At 75.7% G+C, this 24,150-nt stretch carries 16 protein-coding genes and 2 pseudogenes; 13 read left to right on the plus strand and 5 right to left on the minus strand.

Going from position 1 to position 24,150, the window contains the following annotated elements; translation table 11 throughout:
• Positions 1-64: 64 nt before the first annotated feature.
• Together BS72_RS20605 and BS72_RS20610 are read right to left on the minus strand one after the other, a co-directional pair.
• Positions 65-1,420 carry an SWIM zinc finger family protein gene (locus tag BS72_RS20605; RefSeq protein ID WP_037916880.1) on the minus strand — a complete coding sequence of 452 codons (1,356 nt, stop codon included), beginning with the start codon at positions 1,418-1,420 and terminating at the stop codon, positions 65-67.
• Between the two features lie 202 nt (positions 1,421-1,622).
• On the minus strand, positions 1,623-2,387 hold the full coding sequence (locus BS72_RS20610; protein WP_037916882.1) for an AraC family transcriptional regulator: 765 nt from the start codon (positions 2,385-2,387) through the stop codon (positions 1,623-1,625).
• Between the two features lie 195 nt (positions 2,388-2,582).
• Between BS72_RS20610 and BS72_RS20615 the strand changes: the two genes are divergently transcribed.
• The 6 genes and pseudogenes from BS72_RS20615 to sucD all read left to right on the plus strand — a co-directional run bounded on the left by BS72_RS20615 (position 2,583) and on the right by sucD (position 12,116).
• The gene (locus BS72_RS20615) at positions 2,583-3,854 is read left to right on the plus strand and encodes an MFS transporter (RefSeq protein WP_078901502.1); all 1,272 of its coding nucleotides are present in this window, start codon (positions 2,583-2,585) and stop codon (positions 3,852-3,854) included.
• A 398-nt stretch (positions 3,855-4,252) separates the two neighbouring features.
• A complete protein-coding gene (locus BS72_RS20620; RefSeq protein WP_037916888.1) occupies positions 4,253-5,419 on the plus strand; it encodes an ATP-binding protein in 1,167 nt (388 codons plus the stop codon).
• Positions 5,416-7,982: pseudogene (locus BS72_RS20625) on the plus strand (DUF5682 family protein); the annotation flags it as partial. The gene BS72_RS20620 and the pseudogene BS72_RS20625, both read left to right, overlap by 4 nt.
• A 423-nt stretch (positions 7,983-8,405) precedes the next feature.
• A complete protein-coding gene (locus BS72_RS20630; RefSeq protein WP_037916891.1) occupies positions 8,406-9,629 on the plus strand; it encodes a VWA domain-containing protein in 1,224 nt (407 codons plus the stop codon).
• Between the two features lie 407 nt (positions 9,630-10,036).
• On the plus strand, positions 10,037-11,209 hold the full coding sequence (sucC, locus tag BS72_RS20635) for an ADP-forming succinate--CoA ligase subunit beta (RefSeq protein WP_037912488.1): 1,173 nt from the start codon (positions 10,037-10,039) through the stop codon (positions 11,207-11,209).
• A 22-nt stretch (positions 11,210-11,231) separates the two neighbouring features.
• Positions 11,232-12,116, plus strand: coding sequence for a succinate--CoA ligase subunit alpha (sucD, locus tag BS72_RS20640; RefSeq protein ID WP_037912490.1), 885 nt, complete (start codon positions 11,232-11,234; stop codon positions 12,114-12,116).
• 161 nt (positions 12,117-12,277) lie between these two features.
• On the opposite strand, the gene BS72_RS32560 is transcribed toward sucD, so the two are convergent.
• A complete protein-coding gene (locus BS72_RS32560) occupies positions 12,278-13,363 on the minus strand; it encodes a sigma factor-like helix-turn-helix DNA-binding protein (protein WP_051951327.1) in 1,086 nt (361 codons plus the stop codon).
• A gap of 887 nt (positions 13,364-14,250) precedes the next feature.
• Here BS72_RS32560 and BS72_RS38520 point away from each other — a divergent pair.
• Together BS72_RS38520 and BS72_RS36650 are read left to right on the plus strand one after the other, a co-directional pair.
• Positions 14,251-15,414 (plus strand): annotated as a pseudogene (locus BS72_RS38520) (cell division protein PerM); the annotation flags it as partial.
• A 698-nt stretch (positions 15,415-16,112) separates the two neighbouring features.
• Positions 16,113-16,421 (plus strand): hypothetical protein, encoded by a 309-nt coding sequence (locus BS72_RS36650; RefSeq protein ID WP_051951329.1) that lies wholly within the window; start codon positions 16,113-16,115, stop codon positions 16,419-16,421.
• A 247-nt stretch (positions 16,422-16,668) separates the two neighbouring features.
• Here BS72_RS36650 and BS72_RS20665 read toward each other — a convergent pair whose 3' ends face one another.
• Entirely contained in the window at positions 16,669-17,565 is an 897-nt protein-coding gene (locus BS72_RS20665) for a hypothetical protein (protein WP_078901504.1), read from the minus strand.
• A 188-nt stretch (positions 17,566-17,753) separates the two neighbouring features.
• On the opposite strand from BS72_RS20665, the gene purN reads away from it, so the two are divergent.
• Together purN and purH are read left to right on the plus strand one after the other, a co-directional pair.
• Positions 17,754-18,416, plus strand: coding sequence for a phosphoribosylglycinamide formyltransferase (gene purN, locus BS72_RS20670; RefSeq protein ID WP_051951331.1), 663 nt, complete (start codon positions 17,754-17,756; stop codon positions 18,414-18,416).
• Entirely contained in the window at positions 18,413-20,011 is a 1,599-nt protein-coding gene (gene purH, locus BS72_RS20675) for a bifunctional phosphoribosylaminoimidazolecarboxamide formyltransferase/IMP cyclohydrolase (RefSeq protein WP_037912501.1), read from the plus strand. The genes purN and purH overlap by 4 nt, the downstream gene beginning before the upstream one ends.
• A 99-nt stretch (positions 20,012-20,110) precedes the next feature.
• Here purH and BS72_RS39595 read toward each other — a convergent pair whose 3' ends face one another.
• On the minus strand, positions 20,111-20,599 hold the full coding sequence (locus BS72_RS39595; RefSeq protein WP_051951334.1) for an RDD family protein: 489 nt from the start codon (positions 20,597-20,599) through the stop codon (positions 20,111-20,113).
• A gap of 499 nt (positions 20,600-21,098) precedes the next feature.
• On the opposite strand from BS72_RS39595, the gene BS72_RS20685 reads away from it, so the two are divergent.
• The 3 genes from BS72_RS20685 (at position 21,099) to BS72_RS32565 (ending at position 23,928) form a co-directional block, all read left to right on the plus strand.
• Positions 21,099-21,962 carry a bifunctional methylenetetrahydrofolate dehydrogenase/methenyltetrahydrofolate cyclohydrolase gene (locus BS72_RS20685; RefSeq protein ID WP_037912504.1) on the plus strand — a complete coding sequence of 288 codons (864 nt, stop codon included), beginning with the start codon at positions 21,099-21,101 and terminating at the stop codon, positions 21,960-21,962.
• On the plus strand, positions 21,952-22,434 hold the full coding sequence (locus BS72_RS20690; protein ID WP_037912506.1) for a DUF3017 domain-containing protein: 483 nt from the start codon (positions 21,952-21,954) through the stop codon (positions 22,432-22,434). Before BS72_RS20685 ends, BS72_RS20690 begins: the two co-directional genes overlap by 11 nt.
• Before the next feature lie 546 nt (positions 22,435-22,980).
• Positions 22,981-23,928, plus strand: coding sequence for a helix-turn-helix domain-containing protein (locus tag BS72_RS32565; protein ID WP_051951336.1), 948 nt, complete (start codon positions 22,981-22,983; stop codon positions 23,926-23,928).
• Positions 23,929-24,150 lie beyond the last annotated feature (222 nt).

A 24,150-nucleotide genomic window follows, 5' to 3' on the forward strand; every position in this document is an offset into this window, starting at 1 on the left:
GCCGGCGGCAGACGAAGGTCGCGCGACCGGCGCCTTGGACCTCGGGCAGGCCGTGGCGGTGGTGTCACGCCGCCAGGGGCGTCGGTATGGGGGACGCCCACGCGGTCAGCGGGCGCGCCCCCACCGGCGTCAGTTCGGCGAAGACGGTCAGCGGCCCGCCCCCGGAGAGCGCGGCCAGCCGCCAGGGGGCCGGGCCGACGACCGGCACCGCGTCCGGGCTCTCCGCGTCCGCCAGCTGCCACCGCTCCCGGCCCGGCACCGGTACGACGCCGCTCAGCAGCACCGGCCAGGCGTCCAGCCACGGGTCGTGGGCGAGCGCGTCCCCGTAGGCGTCGAGCGCCGCCCCGACGCCGGTCCCGACGGGCACGTCCGAGACGGCCGCCTCGACACGGTGCGGGCCCAGCTCGACGCGCAGCGGCACGGCGGCCCGGTGGAAGGCCACCTCGCCGTCCAGCACCACGCCCACCGGCAGTGCGAGTTCGGGGGCGCGGCCGGCCGCTCCGAAGCTGAGCACCAGGGCGCACTGGCCCGACCCCTCCTCGCGCAGCCACACCCGGCGGGTCGTCAGCCGGTCGTCGGCCGTGTCGTAGCGGGCGGCTACCAGCCACCGCCCGCGCACCCGCGGGCCGGCCAGTACCTCGGCCGCGTCGACGGTGAAGCCCACCCGGGTGCGGACGGTGTCCACCAGCGGCTCCGGCAGCGCCTCCCGGCCGAGGAAGCCCTTGGCCAGAAGGTGCAGCAGCGCCGCCTCCTCCAGCATCCGGGCCGGCCAGTCGCCGCCCGACGCCGCCGTGGAGCCGAGCTCCCGCACCCGCGCGGCCAGGCCCGGTGCCTGGGCGTCCACCATCCGCGCGGCCGTCTCGTCGAACGGCCGCATCCCGTCGCGGTCGGCACCGGCCAGCCCGCCGCGCAGCAGGTCGACCAGCCGCTGCTCCAGCTCGCTCGCGCCGCCCTCGACCCGCACCGCGCGCTGCTCGGCACGGCGTCGAGCCGCCTCGGTGTCGGCCGGGCCGGACCTGCGGGACGACTCCCCGCCCGGCTCCGCCTGGCGCGCCCGCTCGTCCTTCTGCCGCCGCGCCGCGACCCACTCGGCCACCCACTCCGGCTCCCCGCCGGCCGGACCGGCCGCCGGTATCGGCCCCTTCGCCCCTTCGGCCCACAGCAGCAGCAGCGCCAGCGCGTGCTTGCACGGGAACTTCCGGCTCGGGCAGGTGCAGCGGTACGCGGGGCCGCGGGTGTCCACGACGGTCTGGTACGGCGTCCTGCCGCTGCCCTTGCACAGCCCCCACACCGCCGTGCCAGCGGCGCCCGTGCCGGACCACGGCGCGGGCGTGGCGAGCTTGCCGCCGGCCTTCTGCGATGCGGCGTCAGGCGCGAGCCCGAGCACTTGGTCCGCGGTCCACCGCGTTTCCGTCTCCATGACCACCGACGGTAGGGGGAGGCACTGACATTCGGGGACTGACGTCTGGTCGGATCGGGCCCGCGAGGGGTCGTGTGCGGCCTTCAACACCCCTCTGCCGTCGCACGTCTGATAGGTAATCGGATTCTCCGATTACTGGATGTTCGGACCGTTGGTGACGGGGATGTGACGGCCACGACCCCCCGAGGGGCGGCCCGTCCGCCTATCCCGCCGCCCGCGCCGCGTACCGTCCAGGCGTCGTGCCGAAGGCGCGCCGGAACGCCTCGATGAACGCGCTCGGGTTGGCGTAACCGCAGGCGATGGCGGTCCTGGTGACCTCATGCCCCGCCGCGAGCAGGGTCAGCGAGTGGTGCAGCCGCAGCTGGGTGCGCCACTGGGGGAAGTTCATGCCCGTCTCGCGCCGGAACAGGCGGCTCAGGGTGCGCTCGCTCGCTCCGACGGCCGCGCCGAGTCCGGCCAGCGACCGTGGATCGGCCGGGTCGGCGTGCAGCAGGGCGGCCACGGCCCGCAGCCGGTCGTCGGCCGGCAGCGGCAGGGGCAGCAGCAGAGGCAGCGTCTCGGCCCGGGACAGCTGGTCGAGCGCCACCTGTTCGAGGGTGCGCCGCTGCCGAACGGTCCTGGCCGCGTGCCGCGCCTCGTCGGTGAGGGCGACGATGACCTCGCGCAGCAGCGGGTCCACCGCGAGGACGGTGGGCCGGTCCGTGCGCAGCGGGGTGGCCGAGGGCGGGAAGCACAACGTACGCATCCGTGCCGGACCGTGCGCCTCATGGGCGTGGGCCACCCCGGCGGGCACCCAGACCGCGCGCAGCGGCGGTACCGCCCACGTGCCCGCCGCCGTCGTGACCCGCAGCACGCCGTGGCTGGGGTGGATGAGCTGGTGCTCGGTGTGGTGGTGCCAGGTGACGCGCTCCCGGTGGACCAGGTCCAGGAGGGTGGGACCGGCGAGGGGCCGGTGGGGTGCGCTCAGGGCGCCGTCGGCGGCAGGGGAGTCTGCGGCCTCGGCGGCTCCCCCGGGGCGCTCGGCGGCCTCGGCGGCCTCGGGTGCTCCGGGTGCTCCGGCGCGATCGGCGGGACGGTTCTCGTCGACGCCTTGGCGGGTTGGCGACACAATCGGGCAGAGTATCGGTGGCCGCCCCATCCGTGGCCCCGCGACGCTGGTGCCATGGCTCAGCTCAACTCCTCAGCCCCGCCCCCGGCCGCCGCCGCGGCGCCGTCGGACACCGCCGCCGGCACCTGGTCCCGCATGCGCCTGTGGGGCATCGCCCACGCCGTCGACGACCTCTACCAGGGCCTGGTCCCCGCCACCGTGCCCTACTTCGTGCTGGACCGGCACTACGGCTATGTCGCCGCCTCCGGCCTCACCCTTGCCGCCACCCTCGGCAGCTCCGTGCCGCAGCCCTTCCTCGGCGTGGCGGTCGACCGGCTGCGGGTCGGCTGGCTGGTCGGCGCGGGCGTGGCACTGGCCGGGATCGGCTTCGGCCTGTCCGGCCTGGTGCCCTCGTACGCCGCCACCTGGTGCCTGATCATGCTCTCCGGACTCGGCGTGGCGATGTTCCACCCGGCCGCGGGCAAGGCCGCGCGGGAGGCGGCCGGCGACAGCGCCGCGGCGATGAGCGTGTTCGCCGCGGGCGGCAGCGTCGGCTTCTTTCTGGCCCCGGTACTGGCCACGCCGGCCCTGATCGCCTGGGGGGTGGGGACCACGGCCCTCTTCATCCCGCCGGCGGTGCTGATCGCCTTCGTGCTGCTGCGGCACCGGCGCCGCCAAGGGGCGGCCACCGTGTCCGCCGTCCGCGCCGGGCGTGACCAGTGGCGGCCGTTCGCGGTGCTCACCTCCGTGGAAGTGGTGCGCTCGGTGGCGTTCTTCGGGGTCAACACCTTCATCGAGCTGTACTGGATCCGCGACCTGCACGCCTCCCGCGGACTGGCCGGAGCCGCCCTCACCTGCTTCCTGGCGGGCGGTGTCAGCGGCACCCTGCTGGGCGGGCGGATCGCCGACCGGCTGGGGATGGTGCGCACGGTGCAGATCGGCGGCGGCCTCGCGCTGCCGATGCTCGCCGGACTGGTCCTGACGCCCGGCAGCGTCGTGCCGCTGCTCTTCGCGGTCCTCACCGGACTGACGCTGAACCTGCCCTTCGCGGTGCTCGTCAAGCTCGGCCAGGACTACCTGCCGACCCGGCCGGGTACGGCGGCGGGCGTGACCCTCGGCCTCGCGGTGAGTGTCGGCGGCCTGCTCGCACCGCTGCTCGGGCTGGTGGCCGACGCCCACGGGCCGCGCGGCGCCCTCGCGGTGCTCTGCGTGGTGCCGCCGATCGCCCTCGGGCTGGGGCTGTTCCTGCCCGAGCCGGGGCAGCGGGAGGTGGAGGCGGCGCGGCCGGAGGCGGAGGCGGCCGCCGGAGACGAAGCCGCGCCCGAGCCGGGGACGGCCCGCCGCTGACGCCGCTCTCGCCGCTCCCGGCGGCATCCCACCGCCTGGCTGCCGCCGCCCCCTCGGGCCACTCCTCTGCGCTTGACACACCGTCACGTCTGCTCCCGCCGCCGGCAACGGCGTCGGGGACGGGCCTCGGCGTGTGCCGACCCGACGCCCGTCCCCGGGCGCGAGGAGATCATCCCCGCTCCGGGCCGGCCGAACGCCCGCGCGCGGGGAGCCGCGGCCGGTCGCCGGACGCGCCCGAGGGCGGCGCCGAGTGCTCCGGGGAGGGCCCGTAACCCGTGCCGGACACGGGCTGTGACCGATTGTCAGTGGTGCGGTGCATCGTGGAAGCACACCGACCGCGCACGGGCCGAAGGGCCCGCGCATGCCCGTGGGGGAGTGCTGTGCCGTCTACGTCCGCCATCACCGCAACCGCTGCCGCGACAGCCGAGGAGCCCGCGCACGGTTCCGCCGTCGCGCCCGAAGGGGCTTCCGCGTCCGCCGGCGGCGGGCAGGCCCTGCGCGCGCACGCGGAGGAAGCCTTCGCCGCCGAGCTGGCCGCGCTCGCCGCCGCCGACGACCGCCCCCGCCCGGCCCGCTGGCGGCTGTCGCCATGGGCGGTGGCCACCTACCTGATGGGCGGCACCCTGCCCGACGGCACCGCCATCACGCCCAAGTACGTCGGCCCCCGCCGCATCATCGAGGTCGCCGTCACCACCCTGGCCACCGACCGCGCGCTGCTGCTCCTCGGCGTGCCCGGCACCGCCAAGACCTGGGTCTCCGAACACCTGGCCGCCGCGGTCAGCGGGGACTCCACCCTCCTCGTGCAGGGCACCGCCGGCACCCCCGAGGAGGCCATCCGCTACGGCTGGAACTACGCGCAGCTCCTCGCGCACGGGCCCAGCCGTGACGCCCTGGTACCCAGCCCGGTGATGCGCGCCATGGCCGAGGGGCGGATCGCCCGCGTCGAGGAGCTGACCCGCATCCCGGCCGACGTGCAGGACACGCTGATCACCATCCTGTCCGAGAAGACGCTGCCGATACCGGAGCTGGGCACCGAGACGCAGGCGGTGCGCGGCTTCAACCTGATCGCCACCGCCAACGACCGCGACCGCGGGGTGAACGACCTGTCCAGCGCGCTGCGCCGACGCTTCAACACGGTGGTGCTGCCGCTGCCGGCCACCGCCGAGGAGGAGGTCGCCATCGTCAGCCGGCGCGTCGACCAGATCGGCCGCGGCCTCGACCTGCCGGCCGCGCCCAGCGGCGCCGACGAGATCCGCCGGGTCGTCACCGTCTTCCGCGAGCTGCGCGCGGGCGCCACGGAGGACGGCCGGCTCAAGGTCAAGTCGCCCTCGGGCACGCTGTCCACGGCCGAGGCGATCTCCGTGGTCACCAACGGCCTGGCGCTGGCCGCCCACTTCGGCGACGGCGTACTGCGGGCCGGGGACGTGGCGGCGGGCATCCTCGGCGCCGTCGTCCGTGACCCGGCCGCCGACCGGCTGGTCTGGCAGGAGTACCTGGAGACGGTCGTGCGCGAGCGGGAAGGGTGGAAGGACTTCTACCGCGCCTGCCGCGAGGTGACGGCATGACACCCGACGCCGCCGCCCCGACCCGCGCCGCTGCGCGCCGGGCCGCCTCCGTCCCACGGGCCGGCGCTGTCCCCGATCCGCAGGACGTGCTGCTGCTCGGCGTGCGCCACCACGGCCCCGGCTCGGCCCGCGCCGTGCGCGCCGCGTTGGACGCCTACCGGCCGCAGGCCGTCCTCATCGAGGGGCCGGCCGAGGCGGACGCCCTGGCGGCACTCGCCGCCGACCCGGGCATGCGGCCGCCGGTCGCACTGCTCGCCCACGTCGTCGACGAACCGGCGCGGGCCGCCTTCTGGCCTTTCGCGGAGTTCTCCCCGGAGTGGGTGGCGCTGCGCTGGGCCGCCGAGGCCGGTGCGGAGGTGCGGTTCATCGACCTGCCGGCCGCGCACACCCTCGCACTCCGCGCCGCCGCCGACACTCCGGAGACGTCCGACGGACCCGAAGTGCCTGACGGAGCCGGGGTGCCTGCCGGCCCCGAGGTGCCTGCGGCCGGTCAGGAAGCGGGGGGGCGGAGGCCGGGCCGCGAAGCCGGCCCGGGCGCCCAGGGCGCCCATGCCCCGGACGGCTCGGCGCCTGGGGACGGTACCGACCGACAGGACAGCGCCGGCCCCGACAGCGAGCCGCAGTCGGACGCGCTGCGCGTCGACCCGCTCGCGGTGCTCGCCGCGGCAGCCGGGTACGAGGACCCGGAACGCTGGTGGGAGGACGCGGTCGAGCACCGCGGCAGCGGCGCGGACGACCCGTTCGCCCCGTTCGCCGCCGTTGCCGAGGCGATGGCCGAGATCCGCGGTGACCAGGAGGGCCCGGACGCCCCGGACGCCGCCGACGACCAGGGTGACCACGGCGGTGCCGACCCGCGCGACCTCGTCCGCGAGGCCCACATGCGGCTGCGGCTGCGCGAGGCCCGGCGTGTCCACGAGCGGACGGCCGTGGTGTGCGGCGCCTGGCACGTCCCGGCCCTGGCCGCCCGCACCACCGCGGCCGCCGACCGGCAGCTCCTCAAAGGCCTGCCGAAGGTGAAGGTGCAGGCCACCTGGGTGCCGTGGACGCACCGCCGGCTCTCCCGGGCCGGTGGATACGGGGCCGGAATCGACTCCCCGGGCTGGTACGCGCACCTGTTCGCCGCCCCCGACCGCCCGCTCGCCCGCTGGATGACGAAGGTGGCCGGCCTGCTCCGGGAAGAGGACCTCCCGGTGTCGTCCGCGCACGTCATCGAGGCGGTGCGGCTGGCCGACACCCTCGCCGCTGTGCGCGGCCGCCCGCTGGCCGGCCTCGGCGAGACGCTGGACGCGGTGCTGGCGGTGATGTGCGACGGCTCCGAGGTACCGCTGGAGCTGGTCCGCGACCGGCTGGTGGTCGGCGACGCGCTCGGCGAGGTCCCGGAGGGCGCGCCCGCCGTCCCCCTGGCCCGCGACCTGGCGCAGGAGCAGCGCCGGCTGCGGTTGAAGCCCGAGGCGTTGGAGCGCGAGCTCGAACTCGACCTGCGCAAGGAGTTGGACGCCGGTCGCAGCCGTCTGCTGCACCGGCTGCGGCTGCTCGGCATCGGCTGGGGGGAGCCCGCCGTGGGCCGCTCCGGCCGAGGCACCTTCCGCGAGTCCTGGCGGCTGCGCTGGGAGCCGGAGGCGGCCGTCCGGGTCGCCGAGGCCGGCATCTGGGGCACCACCGTGCGGGCCGCGGCGGGCGCCCGCGCCCGCGACCTGGCCGCCGGGGCGGCCACGCTGGCCGAGGTCACCGCCATGGCCGAGCGCTGCCTGCTGGCCGGACTCGACGACGCGCTGCCCGAGGTGATGCGGGTGCTCGCCGACCGTGCCGCCCTGGACGCGGACGTCGCCCACCTCGCCGCCGCCCTTCCCGCGCTGGTCCGCGCGGTCCGCTACGGCGACGTGCGCGGCACCGACTCCAGGGCGCTGGCCCGGGTCGCGGCCGGGCTGGCCGAGCGGATCTGCGTCGGCTTCCCGGCGGCCTGCACCCACCTCGACGCCGAGGGGGCGGCGGCCCTGCGCGGCCCCATGGACGAGGTGCACCGGGCCGTGGCCCTGCTGGGGGAGGGGCTGCGGGACCGCTGGTCCGCGATGCTGCGCGGACTGGCCGGGCGGGACTCCTCCGTCCCCGGGCTCTTGCGCGGCGCCGCCGCCCGGCTGCTGCTCGACGAGGGGCGGCTGCCGGACGGGGAGGCCGCCCGGCTGATGGGGCTGGCTCTCTCGCCCGGCGCCGGACCCGCCGAGGCGGCCGCCTGGATCGAGGGGTTCCTGGCGGGCGGCGGCATGCTGCTGGTCCACGACGAGCGGCTGCTCGCGCTGGTCGACGGCTGGCTGAGCGGGGTGCCCGCCGAGGCGTTCACGGATGTGCTGCCCCTGCTGCGGCGGACGTTCGGCCAGTTCGAGTCCGGGGTCCGCACCTCGGTGGGCGAGCTGGTGCGGCGCGGCCCGGCCGGCCGGGCCGCACCCGCCCGGGGCGGGTCGGCGCGTCCGGGTTCGCGCCGGAGCTGGACCGGGCCCGGGCCGACGCGGCGGCCCGCACCGTGCGGCTGCTGCTGGGCCGGTCCACCGCTGACGGTCCGGAGGACCTCCAGGACCCGCCCGCCCCCGACGACCGCACCGGCCCGGCCGCCACGAGCCCCGCCCTGCCGGCCCCGGCCCCGGCCCCGGCCTCCGGACTGTCGGAAGCGGTCTCCTGGGCGCGCCACCCGGCCGTCCGAAGCAGCGGCGAAGGCGGAGGTCAGAGCTCGGGCAGGAGCCGGAACGCGGCCGCGACGATGCCCGGCCAGGCCGTGCCCGGGCGGCGAGCGGCCCGCCCCGCGCCTTCGGACGCCGCCGCGCGCCGGTCGGCCCTGGGCGGAACCCGGCTGCCGGCTCCCGTCCGGTCGGCCCCGCCGCTCCGCCGCCCGCGCGGAGGCCCTGTCCGCCACGGGCGCCGCGCCCGTCGTACTCGCCGCTGTACCCGCTGCCCGCCGCCCTGCCGAGACGCCGACCCCTGGAGGCGAGCCCCGATGACCGATGCCGTGACCCGAGACCCGCGCACCGCGGCCACCCCTGAGGCCGAGACCGTCCCGGAGGCCGCCGGAGCCGACGAGCGGCTGCGCCGATGGCGGCTGGTGCTCGGCGCCGAGCCGCCCGGCAACGGCGGCCAGGGCGCCTGCTCCGGCACCGGCTACACGCTCACCGGCCGGGACGCCGCCATGGACCGCACCCTCGCCGCCGTCTACGGCGGCGCGTCCGGCGCGGAGCGCTCCGCCGGGCTGGGCTCCTCGGCGCCCCAGGTGGCCCGGTGGCTGGGCGACATCCGCACCTACTTCCCGTCCTCCGTGGTGCAGGTGATGCAGCGCGACGCGATCGACCGGCTCGGGCTGTCCGCGCTGCTGCTCGAACCGGAGATGCTGGAGGCGGTGGAGGCCGACGTGCACCTCGTGGGCACCCTGCTGTCCCTCAACCGGGCGATGCCGGAGACCACCCGGGAGACGGCGCGGGCGGTGGTCCGCAAGGTCGTCCAGGATCTGGAGCGGCGGCTCGCCACCCGCACCCGGGCCACCCTCACCGGCGCCCTCGACCGCTCCGCGCGCACCACCCGCCCGCGCCACCGCGACATCGACTGGGACCGCACCATCCGCGCGAACCTGCGCCACTACCTGCCCGAGTACCGCACGGTCGTGCCGGAGCGCCTGATCGGGTACGGCCGGGCCGACCAGGCGGTGAAGAAGGAGGTGGTGCTCTGCATAGACCAGTCCGGTTCGATGGCCGCGTCCGTCGTCTACGCCTCCGTGTTCGGCGCCGTGCTGGCCTCGATGCGCTCCCTCGACACCCGCCTGGTGGTGTTCGACACCGCCGTCGTCGACCTCACCGACGAGCTGGACGACCCGGTGGACGTCCTCTTCGGCACGCAGCTCGGCGGCGGCACCGACATCAACCGGGCGCTGGCCTACTGCCAGTCCAGGATCACCCGGCCGGCCGAGACCGTCGTCGTACTGATCAGCGACCTGTACGAGGGCGGCATCCGCGACGAGATGCTCAAACGCGTGGCGGCGATGAAGGCCGCCGGGGTGCAGTTCGTGGCCCTGCTCGCGCTCTCCGACGAGGGCGCGCCCGCGTACGACCGGCAGCACGCCGCCGCGCTGGCCGCCCTGGGAGCACCCGCCTTCGCCTGCACCCCCGACCTCTTTCCCGAGGTGATGGCCGCGGCGATAGAGAAGCGCCCGCTGCCGGTGCCCGTGGTCTGAGACCTGACGCCTGGGGTCCTGAGACCCGAGACCTGGGACCTGACGCCTGAGGTCCGGGACCTGAGGCCGGGGGCGGGGGCCGGCGCCCGCTCCGCCGCCGGCCCCGCGACCGCTCGGCCGGAGGGCCGCGAACAGCGCTGCCGGGAGGGTGCTGTGACCGTTCTCACCGCTGACAGGCGACCTCACGATTTACCCGCCCGAGGCCCTCGGCGATAACCTGCAAGACGGACATGCCGCGTACCCGGTCACCGTGTGCGCTTCCCGTGTGACAGCGCAGTCGCCCTGCCCGTAGCGGCACGCCCAGCCGATCAGGCGGCGCTGTACGTCAAAGGCGGCAGCTGCCTGCGAGATGCTGAATTCCGGGGAAACCCGAGGAATCCAGGAAACCACAAGGGAGACGGACGCGCGTGGACCTGTTCGAGTACCAGGCGAGGGACCTCTTCGCCAAGCACGGTGTACCGGTGCTGGCCGGTGAAGTCATCGACACGCCTGAGGCGGCGCGCGAGGTGGCGGAGCGACTGGGCGGCCGTGCGGTCGTCAAGGCGCAGGTCAAGGTGGGTGGCCGCGGCAAGGCCGGTGGCGTGAAGCTGGCCGCCGACCCGGCGGACGCGGTGGCCAAGGCCGACCAGATCCTCGGCATGGACATCAAGGGCCACACGGTCCACAAGGTGATGCTGGCCGAGACCGCCGACATCAAGGAGGAGTACTACGTCTCCTTCCTGCTCGACCGCACCAACCGGACCTTCCTCGCGATGGCGTCCGTCGAGGGTGGCGTCGAGATCGAGGTCGTCGCCGAGAAGAACCCCGAGGCCCTGGCCAAGGTCGCGGTCGACGCCCTGGAGGGCGTGACCCCGGCGAAGGCCGCGGAGATCGTCGCCGCCGCGAAGTTCCCGGCCGACATCGCCGACCAGGTCGCCGAGGTCCTGCAGAAGCTGTGGACCGTCTTCGTCAACGAGGACGCCCTGCTGGTCGAGGTCAACCCGCTGGTCAAGACCGGCGAGGGCAAGATCATCGCGCTGGACGGCAAGGTCTCGCTGGACGAGAACGCCGCCTTCCGGCAGCCCGGGCACGAGGCGCTGGAGGACAAGGCCGCGGCCAACCCGCTGGAGGCCGCCGCCAAGGCCAAGGGCCTGAACTACGTCAAGCTCGACGGCCAGGTCGGCATCATCGGCAACGGCGCGGGCCTGGTCATGTCGACTCTCGACGTCGTCGCGTACGCCGGTGAGCAGCACGGCGGCGTGAAGCCCGCCAACTTCCTGGACATCGGCGGCGGCGCCTCGGCCGAGGTGATGGCCAACGGTCTGGAGATCATCCTGGGCGACCCGGACGTCAAGTCCGTGTTCGTCAACGTCTTCGGCGGCATCACCGCCTGTGACGAGGTGGCCAACGGCATCGTCCAGGCGCTGGAGCTGCTGGCCTCCAAGGGCGAGCAGGTGACCAAGCCGCTCGTGGTCCGTCTCGACGGCAACAACGCGGAGCTGGGTCGCAAGATCCTCTCCGACGCCAACCACCCGCTGGTCCAGCGCGTGGACACGATGGACGGTGCGGCCGACAAGGCCGCCGAGCTGGCCGCGAAGTAAGGGAAGAGGGATTTCAGACACCATGGCTATCTTCCTGAACAAGGACAGCAAGGTCATCGTCCAGGGCATGACCGGTGCCACCGGCATGAAGCACACCAAGCTGATGCTGGGTGACGGCACCAACGTGGTCGGCGGCGTGAACCCGCGCAAGGCCGGCACCACGGTCTCCTTCGAGCAGGGCGACGTCCCGGTCTTCGGCAGCGTCAAGGAGGCCATCGAGGCCACCGGCGCGAACGTGACCGTCATCTTCGTCCCGGAGAAGTTCACCAAGGACGCGGTCGTCGAGGCCATCGAGGCCGAGATCCCGCTCGCGGTGGTCATCACCGAGGGCGTGGCCGTGCACGACTCCGCCGCGTTCTGGGCGCTCGCCCAGGCCAAGGGGAACAAGACCCGCATCATCGGCCCGAACTGCCCCGGCCTGATCAGCCCCGGACAGTCGAACGTCGGCATCATCCCGGGCGACATCACCAAGCCCGGCCGGATCGGCCTGGTTTCCAAGTCCGGCACGCTGACGTACCAGATGATGTACGAGCTGCGCGACATCGGCTTCTCCTCGGCGGTCGGCATCGGTGGTGACCCGATCATCGGCACCACGCACATCGACGCGCTCGCCGCGTTCGAGGCCGACCCCGAGACCGACCTGATCGTGATGATCGGCGAGATCGGCGGCGACGCGGAGGAGCGGGCCGCGGCCTACATCCAGGAGCACGTCACCAAGCCGGTCGTCGGCTACGTGGCCGGCTTCACCGCGCCCGAGGGCAAGACGATGGGCCACGCCGGCGCGATCGTCTCCGGCTCCTCCGGCACGGCGCAGGCCAAGAAGGAGGCCCTGGAGGCCGCGGGCGTGAAGGTCGGCAAGACCCCGTCCGAGACCGCGCGGCTGGCCCGCAGCATCCTCGCCGGCTGATCTCCGTCCGGCATCCCGCCCGGGCATCCTGTCCGGCGTTCCGTGCGACCTGACGGTCGCACGGAAGGTCGCATGGACCCCGGTTCGGGCGGCGACACACGGCGGCCTGACCGGCTCTGAGCCGGTCAGGCCACCGTCCGGCCGTTGTCCGACTGCCAGGATCAGCGGGCGGTCGCGGCGCGGGTCCGCTCCCCGGAAGGGGACGGGCCCGCGCCGCTGTGCTGTCCGGCGCCGGCCGGGACCGTGGCGCGGACCGGCTGGCGGGCCGGCACCGGCCCACTGGAAGGCGCGACCAGCGCAAAGGCCGCCGTCGTCACGGCGACCACCGCCGCCAGGGCGTACGCGGCCACCGTGCGACGACGCGCCCCGCGCTCACTGGCTCCGCGCACGCTCCCGGGCGCGGCGGGCGGCTCCGGCACGGGCTCGGCGTCCAGAAGGGCCCGCAGCCGCGACGGCACGTCGCCCTCCCGCGCCGGTTCCGTCCGGGCTGCGGCCGGCCTTTTTCCGTCCGGCTCGTCCCGGCTCGGCTCGTCCCCGGTCTGCTTCTTCGGGAACCGCTTTTCCGGTACCGGCTTCTCCAGGACCGGCTCCGTCCGGGCTTCGGCCGGTTCCGCGCGCGCCCGTTCCTCCGCCTCGGCTCCGGCCAGAGCCTTCCGTCCCGCTTCGACGCGCGCTGCCGCGGCCCGCTCGCTGGCCTCGGTCTCCGTCGCGACAGCCGCCAGATCGAGGCCGAGCCCGTCGTGGAGCAGGACCGCCCGGCGCCGCACCGGCGGCAGCGCCAGCAGCGCGGCGGCCAGCGGCTCGGCCGACGGGGTCCGTGGCGACCGGACCCCGTGGGGCGCCCAGCCGGAGAGCCGCCGCTGCCAGGACGTGAGGGCGCGGTCGTGGGCCGCCGCCCGTACCCAGCCCACCGGGTCGCTGTCCCGGGCCACCTCCGGCCAGTGCTGCCACGCCTGGTCATAGGCCGCCAGCACCGCGTGCCGCGCCCGCGCCGGATCGCCGCACAGCAGCTCCGCCTGCCGTACGAGGGCCCCGGCGGCCTCCCGGAACAGGTCGTCGAACGCCTGCTCCGGGGTGCACGGGTCGGGCGGCTCCTTCTTGGACGGCTCCCTCTCGGGCCGCTCCTTCTTGGCCGGTTCCTTCTCGGACGGTTTCTTCTCGGACGGTTCCGCCGCGTCGCGCCGGGCGCGCGTGGGCGCACCGGCTGCGACCGCTGCGGCGGCGGCCGCCGTCCCGTCGTCGGGCACGGACGGGGGCGCACTGACCGCTGCCGGCGCCCGTCCGGCCGACGGCCCGCCACCGGGCCCGCCGGGTGCCTCGACACCGGCCGTGCCCTTCGTACTCGCGCCCTTCGTACTCGTGCCCTTGGCGGCCGTGGTGGGGGCAGGTGAGGACGCCTTGAACGGTGCGGCCGTTTCCCGAAGAGGCGTACTCCGGGCCTGGGGCGAGGCGATCACCGCCTCCGGGCCGGCGGCATGACGGCCCGCGGGTGCATCATGCGACGGCGTCACCCGGACGGCGGACGCCGCCTCTCCGCTCCCGTGAGCCTCGGCCGCCACAGTGGCCTTGCCGGGGATGCCGGTCGTGCCGGGTGACTGAGGGGCGGCGGCGTCGGAGGCGGCCCGCACTGCTCGCGGCTGGGCCCGTTTGCGCTGCTTGCGGCTCCGGCTCACCGGCCGACGCTCCAGCACGGGTACGGCAGTCCGGCCCGGCCCGTGCTCCGCGGACGAGGTGGCCGTCCCACGGGGCGCGGGCGACCGCATGCTGTGCCGGGCTGTTGGCATGACGGTGCTGGCGGTCCTGACAGTGCCGGCAGTCCTAGCGGTACTGACGGCACTGCCGGTCCGTAGAGAAAGCGCATATGCCTCAGAATGGTCGACACGGCGACCATTCGCCTCTTACATGAGTGAAACGGGCGTTTCTGACACCATGGGGCGCCGTGACGCATGCGAGTGATCCCGTTACGGCCCCCGGACGCGCGGCGCGCCCGGCCGGGCGGCCCAGGCTCTCCTTCCGGGTGCCGGGCCGGCGGGCCCGGCCCGGCCCCACTCCGCGCTGGGCGGCGGTGCGGGTCTCGGCGCTCGCGGCGGGCGGCTCCGCCGCCGGCCTCGCCCTCGCCGGTATCGCCGCCGCGGTGCTGCTGCTGTGGATCGGGTCGCCGTTCCCCGACGACGGCCTGATCGGCGCCCTGCACGTCGCCGCCGGGCTCTGGCTGCTCGCCCAGGGCACCGAACTCGTCCGTGTCTCCGCGCTCTCCGGTGCCCCCGAGCCGGTGGCCCTCGCTCCGCTGCTGCTCACCGCGCTCCCGGCGTGGCTGCTCTTCCGGGGTACCGCGTCCGCCGTGGTGTCGGCACTGGGTCCGCCGGAGCCGGAGGAGGAGCGCGAGGACGGCGGGCCCGGCGACCACCGGGGTGCGACGGGCCGACGCGCGGCCCGTACCGGGAGCCGCCGCCGTACGCTCCACCGCGCGCCGGGGCAGCCGTCCCACCCGGTGGACCCGCGAGCCGCGGCGGGCGTGGCCGGCTGGGTCCTCGCGGGCTACCTGACCCTGGCCGCGTTCGCCGTCGTCTACACGGCCCGGGGGCCGCTGCGGGTGGCCCCGGCCAGCGTCTGGCACCTCGTGCTCTTCGCGGTCTGCGCCGCGGGCTGCGGGGCCTGGGCGGGGTGCGGCGGGCCCGGCGTCGAGGTGCTGCCCGAGCTGCTGCGCGGCCGCCGGCGGGCCAGAGCGCGGCTGCTGCTGCGCGGGCGGCGTACCGGTCCGGACCCCGTCGCCGGGGCCCTGCGCTGCGCCGGGACCGGGCTGGGGCTGCTGGTCTGCGGCGGCGCGCTGATCGGCGCCGCGTCGCTGGCCTGGCACGCGCCCGGCGTCGGGCGCGGCTTCACGGGGCTCGGCACGGCGCCGAGCGGGCAGCTGGCCGTGCTGCTGCTGGCCGCCGCCCTGGTGCCCAACCTCGCGGTGTGGGCGGCCTCGTACGCGCTCGGCACGGGCTTCGCGGTGGGCGCGGGCAGCCTGGTGGCCCCGTCGGGCGTGACCGGCTACGGGCTGCTGCCGAGCTTTCCGCTGCTGGCCGCGCTGCCCGGCCAGGGCCCGCACTGGCTCGGTTGGACGACCCTCGCCGTTCCCGCGCTGGCCACGCTCGGGGTTGCCTGGTGCGCGGGCAACGGCGGGTGGTCACTGCGCGGGACGGCAGGGGTGGTACTGGGCGCGGCCCTGGCCGAGGGGGTGGCGGTGGCGGTGCTCGCGGCCTGGTCCGGCGGGGCGCTGGGCGACCAGCGGCTGGCGGAGTTCGGCCCGTTGTGGTGGCGGGCGGGTGTCGCGGCCTGCGTCTGGTCGCTCGCCGCGCTGCCGTTCGCGCTGCTGGTGCGCTTCGGTGTGGCGCACCCGCCGCGCCTGGGGAGGTCGCCGCTCTCCCGGCTGCGCCCGCGCCGACGGGTACGGCGGGCCGAGCACGGCCCGGAGGCTGAGGCACGCCGCGGTTCCGCCGCCGTGACGGCCGTGACGGCCACGACGGGCCAGGGGCCAGAGAGCGCGAAGGCAGCGGGCGCGAAGAGTGCGAAGGCTGCGAAGGACGCGGCGGGCACGGAGGACGCGGAGGAGGTGGCGGACGCGAAGGCTGCGAAGGACGCGGCGGGCACGGAGGACGCGGAGGAGGTGGCGGACGCGAAGGCTGCGAAGGACGCGGCGGACGTCGACGGTCGGCCGGAAGGCGGACGGCGGCCGCGGGTACCGCGGCCTGGCCTGCCCCGGCGGCGCCCGGGACGGGTCGGGGAGCCGGACGCCGGGGAGGCGGCGAGCAGCGGCGCCCCGGCCGGGCCGGGGCGCGCACAGGAGGGGCACCGCCGGAAGGGCCACGTCCGGAGGGGGCGCCGTCGGCCGAGTCGGCTCCGCCGGGGCCGAGATCCGCCGCGTCCGCCGCGGCCGGGTCGCCAGCGGCCCCGTCGGAGTCGGAGCCGGAGCCGGAGCCGGAGCCGGGATCCGAGTCCGAGCTGGAGCTGGTGCCGGAGTCCGAGCCGGTGCCGGTGCCGGTGCCGGAGTCCGAGTCCGAGCCGGTGCCGGAGCGGGTGCTGGAGCTGGAGCTGGAGCTGGAGTGGGCACCGGCCGAGTCGACTCCGCGGGAGCGGGAGGAGGCGCCGTTGCCGGTGTCGCGGGCGGGGTCGGCCACACCCGACCCGTCGCCGTGGCCCGCACCGGCGCCGTTGCCGCTCTTCCCGCCCCCGCTGCCCGACCTGCCGCCGTCCCAGCCGCCGTCACCCGTGCTTCCGCCGGAGCCGCCGGCCCCGCCGCTGCCGGTGTCCGACCCCTGAGCGGCGCCCGTCCGACGGGACGGAGCCGACGGCAGTCCGCGTACGGCGGGGCGACGCGGATGGCACGGGTCCGGCCCCCGGTCGGCGGCGCACCACGGTGGCAGGAGTCACACGCCGCCGCACCGTGCCGGGGCGCAAGCGCACAGGACCGCCCGCCGAAACGGGACCGCCGCCGCAGGAGACCTGCGACGGCGGTTCGGTCGACTCAGTCCAGCTCGGCTCAGCCAAGCTCAGCCCGTCTTCCCGCTCAGTCGCGGAAGGGCTTCAGGTCCCGCAGGGGCGAGGGCAGCAGCTTCTGGCAGGACTGCGACGCCGCGCTGGTCAGCGCGTCGGCCTTGCAGTCGTAGTAGTCGCGGTAGGCCAGCTGGAAGCCGTACGTCGTCCCCACCATCGCCAGGGCGATCACGCTGGTCACGATGCCCGTCCACGCCGCCGTCGTGAAGGAGCGCTGCGCCTCGGGGCCGGGTGCGGGCGGAGCCGGGCGCGGGGTCTGCGTCTGGCCCTGGGCCTGGGAGGCGCCGGCGAGCGCCGAGGCGGCCTGCGCGCGGGCCTTGGCCCGCTCCTCCGGAGACATCCGCAGCGCGCTGATGCCCCAGTACAGCGACAGCGCGCCGAGCAGCAGCGCCAGCGGCGTCCAGCCGACGATCCCGGAGAAGAGCCCCCACACGCCGCACATCAGCGCGTAGCGCGACCTGCGCTGCGCCGGGTCGGTCGGGTCGAAGCGCGGGCCCTGTCCCTGCGGGCCGGTCGGCCCCTGCTGGCCGGACTGCCGGGCGAACGGATCGGGTCGGCCCGCCTGCGGCTGGCGGCTGCTCCACTGGCTGCCCCACACCGGCGGCGGGGGCTGCTGTCCGCCGTTGCCCTGACCGGAGCCCCAGCCCGGGCCCGAGCCGTCACCGTCGCCGCCGCCGGAACCACCGCCGTCGCCGGAACCGGAACCGCCGCCCGAGCCCTGGCCGGGACCGGAGCCGCCGCCGGAACCGGAGCCCGATCCGGAGGAGCCGCGGTGCGGCTGCTGTCGCGGCTGCCACGGCCGGTCGGGTGCTCCCTCGGGCGGGGGCGCGAACGGGTTGTCCCGCTGATCGCCCTCGGGCGCGCGCAGCGCGAGATCGATACGGACGCTGCTCATAGTGTGATGCGCCATCCCCTTGGGCTCGGCTCCTGTCGCGTACGTGTTGTTCTGGTGCAGACGCTATGCAGACGCTACCGCCCGCGAGCTCCCCCGTCCCGTGGGGGCCGTGCGCGGTGCCGGTATCGTTGCTGACGGTCGGCGGGCTCGTAGGGTTCCCCTGAATCCCAGCATCGCCCACCTTGTAGGAACATCCGAAAAAGCTGACAAGCATCCCGCTCCGCCCCGAGAGAGGCCGTCGTCGTGGCCCCCGTTCCCCCGCCCGCCTCGTCGTGTTGGTCTCCGGTTCGGGGACGAACCTCCAGGCCCTGCTCGACGCCATCGCCGCCGACCCCGACTACGGCGCCCGCATCGTCGCCGTCGGTGCCGACCGCGAGGGCATCGCGGGCCTGGACCGGGCGCACGCCGCGGGCCTGCCCACCTTCGTGGTGCGGGTGCGCGACCACGCCGACCGGGCCGCCTGGGACCGGGCGCTCGCCGAGGCGACCGCCGCGTACGCGCCGGACCTGGTGGTCTCCGCCGGCTTCATGAAGATCGTCGGCCCGGAGTTCCTCGCCCGGTTCGGCGGGCGGCTGGTCAACACCCACCCGGCGCTGCTGCCGAGCTTCCCGGGGGCCCACGGCGTGCGGGACGCGCTCGCGTACGGCGCGAAGGTGACCGGCTGCACCGTCCACTTCGTCGACGACGGCGTCGACACCGGCCCCGTCATCGCGCAGGGCGTCGTGGAGGTCCGGCCGGACGACACGGAGGACGCCCTCCACGAGCGCATCAAGGACGTAGAACGGCGGCTGCTCGTCGACGTGGTGGGACGCCTGTCCCGCGACGGCTACCGCATCGAGGGACGAAAGGTGACGATCCCGGCATGAGTGCCACTCCCCAGCAGACCACCCCCCAGGACGGCGAGACGCGCCGGCCCATCCGCCGCGCGCTGGTCAGCGTCTACGACAAGACCGGCCTGGAGGAGCTGGCCCGCGGCCTGCACGAGGCCGGCGTCGAGCTGGTGTCCACCGGCTCCACCGCCGGGCGGATCGCCGCGGCCGGGGTCCCCGTCACCAAGGTGGAGGAGCTGACCGGCTTCCCCGAGTGCCTGGACGGCCGGGTCAAGACCCTCCACCCCAAGGTGCACGCCGGCATCCTCGCCGACCTGCGCCTGGAGGAGCACCGCAACCAGCTCGCCGAGCTGGGCGTCGAGCCCTTCGAGCTGGTCGTCTGCAACCTCTACCCGTTCCGCGAGACCGTCGCCTCGGGCGCGGGCGAGGACGAGTGCGTGGAGCAGATCGACATCGGCGGGCCCTCCATGGTGCGCGCCGCCGCCAAGAACCACCCCTCGGTGGCGATCGTCACCAGCCCGGTCCGCTACGGCGACGTGCTCGCCGCCGTCCGCGAGGGCGGCTTCGACCTGGCCGCCCGCAAGCGGCTGGCCGCCGAGGCGTTCCAGCACACCGCCGCGTACGACGTGACCGTCGCGTCCTGGTTCGTCGACCCCGAGGGTGCCGCGGCCGACGGTGGGGACGCCTTCCCGTCCTTCACCGGCGCCACCTACACCCGGCAGAACACCCTGCGCTACGGCGAGAACCCGCACCAGGGCGCCGCGCTCTACACCGACGGCAGCGGCACCGGCCTGGCCGGCGCCGAGCAGCTGCACGGCAAGGAGATGTCCTACAACAACTACGTGGACACCGAGGCCGCCCGCCGCGCCGCCTACGACCACGAGGGCGTCTGCGTCGCCATCATCAAGCACGCCAACCCCTGCGGGATCGCGGTCGGCGCCGACGTCGCCGAGGCCCACCGCAAGGCCCACGCGTGCGACCCGCTGTCCGCGTTCGGCGGCGTCATCGCCGTCAACCGCCCGGTGTCGGTGGCGATGGCCGAGCAGGTCGCGGAGATCTTCACCGAGGTGATCGTCGCCCCGGCGTACGAGGACGGCGCCGTCGAGGTGCTGGCCCGCAAGAAGAACATCCGGGTGCTGCGCTGCGCGGACGCGCCGGCGGTCGCCACGGAGACCCGTCCGATCGAGGGCGGCCTGCTGGTGCAGACCCGCGACCTGCTCCAGGCCGAGGGCGACGCCCCCGCCACGTGGACGCTGGCCGCCGGCGAGGCGCTGCCGGCCGAGGAGCTCGCCGAGCTGGCGTTCGCCTGGCGGGCCTGTCGCGCGGTGAAGTCCAACGCGATCCTGCTGGCCAAGGGCGGCGCGACCGTCGGCGTCGGCATGGGCCAGGTCAACCGGGTCGACTCCGCGAAGCTGGCCGTGGAGCGGGCCGGTGCCGAGCGCGCCGCGGGCTCCTACGCCGCCTCCGACGCGTTCTTCCCCTTCCCGGACGGCTTCGAGGTGCTGGCCGCGGCGGGCGTGAAGGCGGTGGCCCAGCCGGGCGGCTCGATCCGGGACGAGGCCGTGGTCGAGGCCGCGCTGAAGGCCGGCGTGACGATGTACTTCACCGGCACCCGCCACTTCTTCCACTGATCACCGGTCGCTTCCACTGATCACCGGTCGGCCGGCTCACGAGGGCGGGGCGGGAAGGGGCAGCCCCTTCCCGCCCCGCCCTCGTACGTTCCGTACGTCCTACTGGGGGTCCTTGATGACCACGGTGTGGACGATCTTGTCGGCGAAGGTCTGGTTCCGGGAGTCCCACAGCGGCCACAGATAGCCGAGATAGCAGGCCGCGCCGTCCAGGAAGTGCAGCAGCCGCCGCCCGAAGGCGAGGCCGAAGCCCAGCGTCCTGCCGTCGTACTCGCGCAGCAGCCGGATGCCGACGATGCGCTTGCCCGGGGACTGGCCGGTCTTGCCCTCGCGGTAGCACACGTAGAAGGTGGCCACGAGGGAGAGCAGGCCGCCGATCAGGATCAACGCGATGGAGCTGCCCTGCGCCTGCGGGACCGGGCAGGCGGCGTGGCTGATTCCCTGGTCCGAGCAGTCCTGGTAGCGGTTCCCCAGGTGGATCACCAGCCGGAGGTACCCGGCCATGTACAGGCCGCCGGGCACCAGGAAGAGGATCAGGCTGTCGAGCAGTGTGGCACCCACCCGCGCGCCCCAGCTGGCCAGCGGGGGCATGCCCGGCAGTGGACCGCCGGGCGGGGGTAGCCGCCGGGGCCGCCCGCCTGCTGCGGGAAGGCCGGGTAGCCGCCCGGAGCGCCGTACCCCGGGGGATATCCCTGCCCGTAGCCGGGCTGGCCGTAGCCGGGCTGGCCATAGGGGGGCTGGCCGTAGCCGGGTTGTCCGTAGGGGGGCTGGCCGTAGCCGGGCTGCGGCTGGCCCGGCTGTTGCGGGTATCCGTACGGGGGAGGCGGCTGGTTGCCGTGGGGCGGCTGCTGCGGCGGTCCGTCGTACGGACCCGGAGGCTGGCTCACGTGGTTCCTTCAAGCGGGGACGGCTATGTGGGACGGCCCACATCGTGCGGTCCGGCGCGCCGCGGGCGCAAGGGACAGAACCCCCCATCCCGGAGGCTGTTGGGAAGCCCCTCCCGCGCCGCCCGGCCCGCCCGCCGGACACCGCACGGAACAGGCCGGGGCCGGATTGGTGGCGGACGGCCCCGATCCGCGAGGATGGGGTCATGACCGCCCAGATTCTCGATGGCAAGGCCACCTCCGCAGCGATCAAGGCCGAACTGACCGAGCGCGTTCAGGCGCTGAAGGCCCGCGGTGTCAACCCGGGCCTGGGGACCCTGCTGGTCGGCGACGACCCCGGCAGCAAGTGGTACGTCGCCGGCAAGCACCGCGACTGCGCGCAGGTGGGCATCGGCTCCATCCAGCGCGAGCTTCCCGCGACCGCCACCCAGGAGGAGATCGAGGCGGTCGTCGAAGAGCTGAACGGCAACCCCGACTGCACCGGCTACATCGTCCAGCTGCCGCTGCCCAAGGGGATCGACACCAACCGGGTGCTGGAGCTGATGGACCCGGCCAAGGACGCGGACGGCCTGCACCCGACCAACCTGGGCCGCCTGGTCCTGGGCGTGCCGGCCCCGCTGCCGTGCACCCCCAACGGCATCGTCGAACTGCTGCGCCGCCACGACGTGCGGATCGACGGCGCGCACGTGGTCGTGGTCGGCCGCGGCATCACCGTGGGCCGCTCGATCGGGCTGCTGTTCACCCGCAAGTCCGAGAACGCGACGGTGACCCTCTGCCACACCGGCACCCGCGACCTGCCCGCGCTGCTGCGCCAGGCCGACATCGTCGTGGCCGCCGCCGGGGTGCCGCACATCGTCAAGCCCGAGGACGTCAAGGAGGGCGCGGCCGTGCTCGACGTCGGCGTCAGCCGCGACGAGCAGGGCAAGATCGTCGGCGACGTCCACCCCGGCGTGGCCGAGGTGGCCGGCTGGCTGTCGCCCAACCCGGGCGGTGTCGGCCCGATGACGCGCGCGCTGCTCCTGCAGAACGTCGTGGAGACGGCCGAGCGGGCGGCGGACCATGTCGGCTGAGACGCCGGCCGGGGCGTCGATCGGCCCGGCCGAGGGCGCGGCCTTCGGCGTCGCGCGCGACCCGGGGAGCCGCGATGGCGGCCCCCGGGGCGAGGGGGCCCGGGACGGGGTCGCCCGCACCACCGCCCGGCCCGAGGGCGGCGGCCGGGCGGCCGGCGGCGACGCCCCGGCCCCGGCCCGCCAGTGGCCGATCCTGCTGGTCCTCGCGGGCGCGGTGGCCGGCCTCGTCGTCACCGCGACCGATCACCTCCGGTCCGGCACGATCATCGTGGCGGCGTCCCTGCTGTTGGGCGCGGTGCTGCGGTGGGCGATGACGAACGTCGGCATGCTCGCGGTCCGCAGCAGGTTCACCGACGTGATCACCTACGGAATCCTGGGCACGGGCATCATCCTGCTCGCCCTCATGACCCAGCCGGACCCGGTGATCCGCATCCCCTTCCTAGAGGACATCATCCACTTCTCCGTCCGCTGACCGGGGCCCGCGCCCCCGCCTGGACCCCCGCCCCCTCGGGGGCGCGGGTACCCGGCCAGTGAGCCCCCCTCAGGGGTGCGGTGACCGCGTGCTCGGTATCTGCGGAGCGAGGGGCGCGGGGAACCGCGCGCTCGGCCACGACGTACGGGCGCCCGGCAGTCTGCCGACCCCCTCGTGGCGGGGTGCCGCAAGCCCGCGCTCTGGGCAAGGGCACTCGCGCCCCTGACGTACCCAGCGGAGCGCTTTAGCATGGCCGCCCCCTTCATGTGTGGGCAAGACCGAAAAAGCCCACGCAAAGGGGGCGTACGGCTACGTTGGCGCGAAGTGGGACGAGCCGTCGCGCCAGTGGCGGCCGGACGCGCGCGGCAGCGGGCCCGTAAGCAGGCCCGTGAGCCGGCCTCGTGAGCAGGCCCGTAACCGGGCGCGGATGAGGACACGCGGCGTCCCGCGGGCAGAGCCGGGCAGGACCAGGCGGCGCGTTGGGCAGAGGACGCGTGGAGCCGGTGCCGGCGGAGGACGTGGCGAGGACGCGAGGACGGCGACGAGATGGCGCACTGGGAGCCCTTGGCGGACCGCATCCCCGTGGACCAGCGGCGGCTGGCCGTCCAACTGCGCCGGATGAAGGACCGCAGTGGCCTGACGGTTCCGGCGCTCGCGGCCCGCACCGCCCGGCCCGAGGAGGACTGGTGGCGTGCCTTCGCCGGCCGGGACCTGCCCCCGCTGGCCGCCGTGGAGGTGCTCGCGCAGGCCAGCGGCGCCGACTACGACCGGGTCCGTGCTCTGTGGCAGCTCGCCGCCCGCGCCGCCTCGGGCAAGGGCGACCGCGGCCGTGGCCGCCCCCTGCCGGAGCCGGACCCGCTCGACCCGCTGGCCTCCGAGGAGGGCCTTCCGGCCGGCCGCCGTGGAGTGGCGCTGCTCGTCGGTGTCGCGGTGCTCGCCGCCGCCGCGCTCGTCGGGGTGCTGCTCACGGCGGGGCAGACCAGCGGCCGGGCGCCGGTCGGCGCCACCGTGTCCGGGTCGAGCGTGTCCGCTCCGGCGGCCGGGGCCGAGGGCGGCTCGTCCGGGGAGGCCGGGAAGGGGGCCGCGCGGGCGACCGGCCCGGCTGACCCGGGGCCCGCCGACGCCGACGAGCCGATGTCCGGAACGGCCGATGCCGCCGGCGGCATCGGCTCCCCGAGCGTGGCCGGGCCGCAGGAGGCCGCAGGCGACGGCTCGACGCCGGCTTCCGACGGTTCCGGTGCCGCGTCGGCGCCGCCGGGGGCCTCGCCGGGCGCACCGGCGGGCACCCCGACCACCGGCGTCCCCGCCGCTTCCAACGGGTCGGGAGCGGCGACCCCGCAACCCTCCCGCTCCTCCGCGCCGTTGCCCGGCGCGGGCACGGGCGCGAGCGCGGGCGCGGGCACGAGTAGTCCGCCGACGAGCGGTGCGAGCGCGTCTCCGTCACCCACACGGCGGTGCCTCGGCCTGATCCTGCTGGGTGTCTGCCTCGGCTGACGCGAGTGGCCGCCGACCCCGTCCGTGTGATCGACAGGTCCGTCGGCCGTCCACCCGTTCCACCAGCCCGGTGAACGCACGCCGTGGACCTGCCGTGGACCTGCCGCGGACCCCGCTGCGGACCCCTGCGTGGACCCGCGCGGTGACCTGGGACACAGGGGCTCGCGGTAACGGCGGGTCCAGCGCGCGATAGCCTGGCGGACGGCTCTCTTGACGCCGAGA

The sequence above is a fragment of the Actinacidiphila yeochonensis CN732 genome (assembly GCF_000745345.1).
Classification (GTDB): Bacteria; Actinomycetota; Actinomycetes; order Streptomycetales; family Streptomycetaceae; genus Actinacidiphila; species Actinacidiphila yeochonensis.

What these genes read in the sequence shown, in the direction of transcription:
- BS72_RS39595 (WP_051951334.1), bottom strand. Translation starts at nt 20,599, where the DNA reads ATGCCCCCGCTGGCCAGCTGGGGCGCGCGGGTGGGTGCCACACTGCTC.
- purH (WP_037912501.1), top strand. Translation starts at nt 18,413, where the DNA reads ATGAGTGCCACTCCCCAGCAGACCACCCCCCAGGACGGCGAGACGCGC.
- BS72_RS20690 (WP_037912506.1), top strand. Translation starts at nt 21,952, where the DNA reads ATGTCGGCTGAGACGCCGGCCGGGGCGTCGATCGGCCCGGCCGAGGGC.
- BS72_RS32565 (WP_051951336.1), top strand. Translation starts at nt 22,981, where the DNA reads ATGGCGCACTGGGAGCCCTTGGCGGACCGCATCCCCGTGGACCAGCGG.
- BS72_RS20630 (WP_037916891.1), top strand. Translation starts at nt 8,406, where the DNA reads ATGACCGATGCCGTGACCCGAGACCCGCGCACCGCGGCCACCCCTGAG.
- BS72_RS20685 (WP_037912504.1), top strand. Translation starts at nt 21,099, where the DNA reads ATGACCGCCCAGATTCTCGATGGCAAGGCCACCTCCGCAGCGATCAAG.
- sucD (WP_037912490.1), top strand. Translation starts at nt 11,232, where the DNA reads ATGGCTATCTTCCTGAACAAGGACAGCAAGGTCATCGTCCAGGGCATG.
- BS72_RS20605 (WP_037916880.1), bottom strand. Translation starts at nt 1,420, where the DNA reads ATGGAGACGGAAACGCGGTGGACCGCGGACCAAGTGCTCGGGCTCGCG.
- BS72_RS20615 (WP_078901502.1), top strand. Translation starts at nt 2,583, where the DNA reads ATGGCTCAGCTCAACTCCTCAGCCCCGCCCCCGGCCGCCGCCGCGGCG.
- BS72_RS20665 (WP_078901504.1), bottom strand. Translation starts at nt 17,565, where the DNA reads ATGGCGCATCACACTATGAGCAGCGTCCGTATCGATCTCGCGCTGCGC.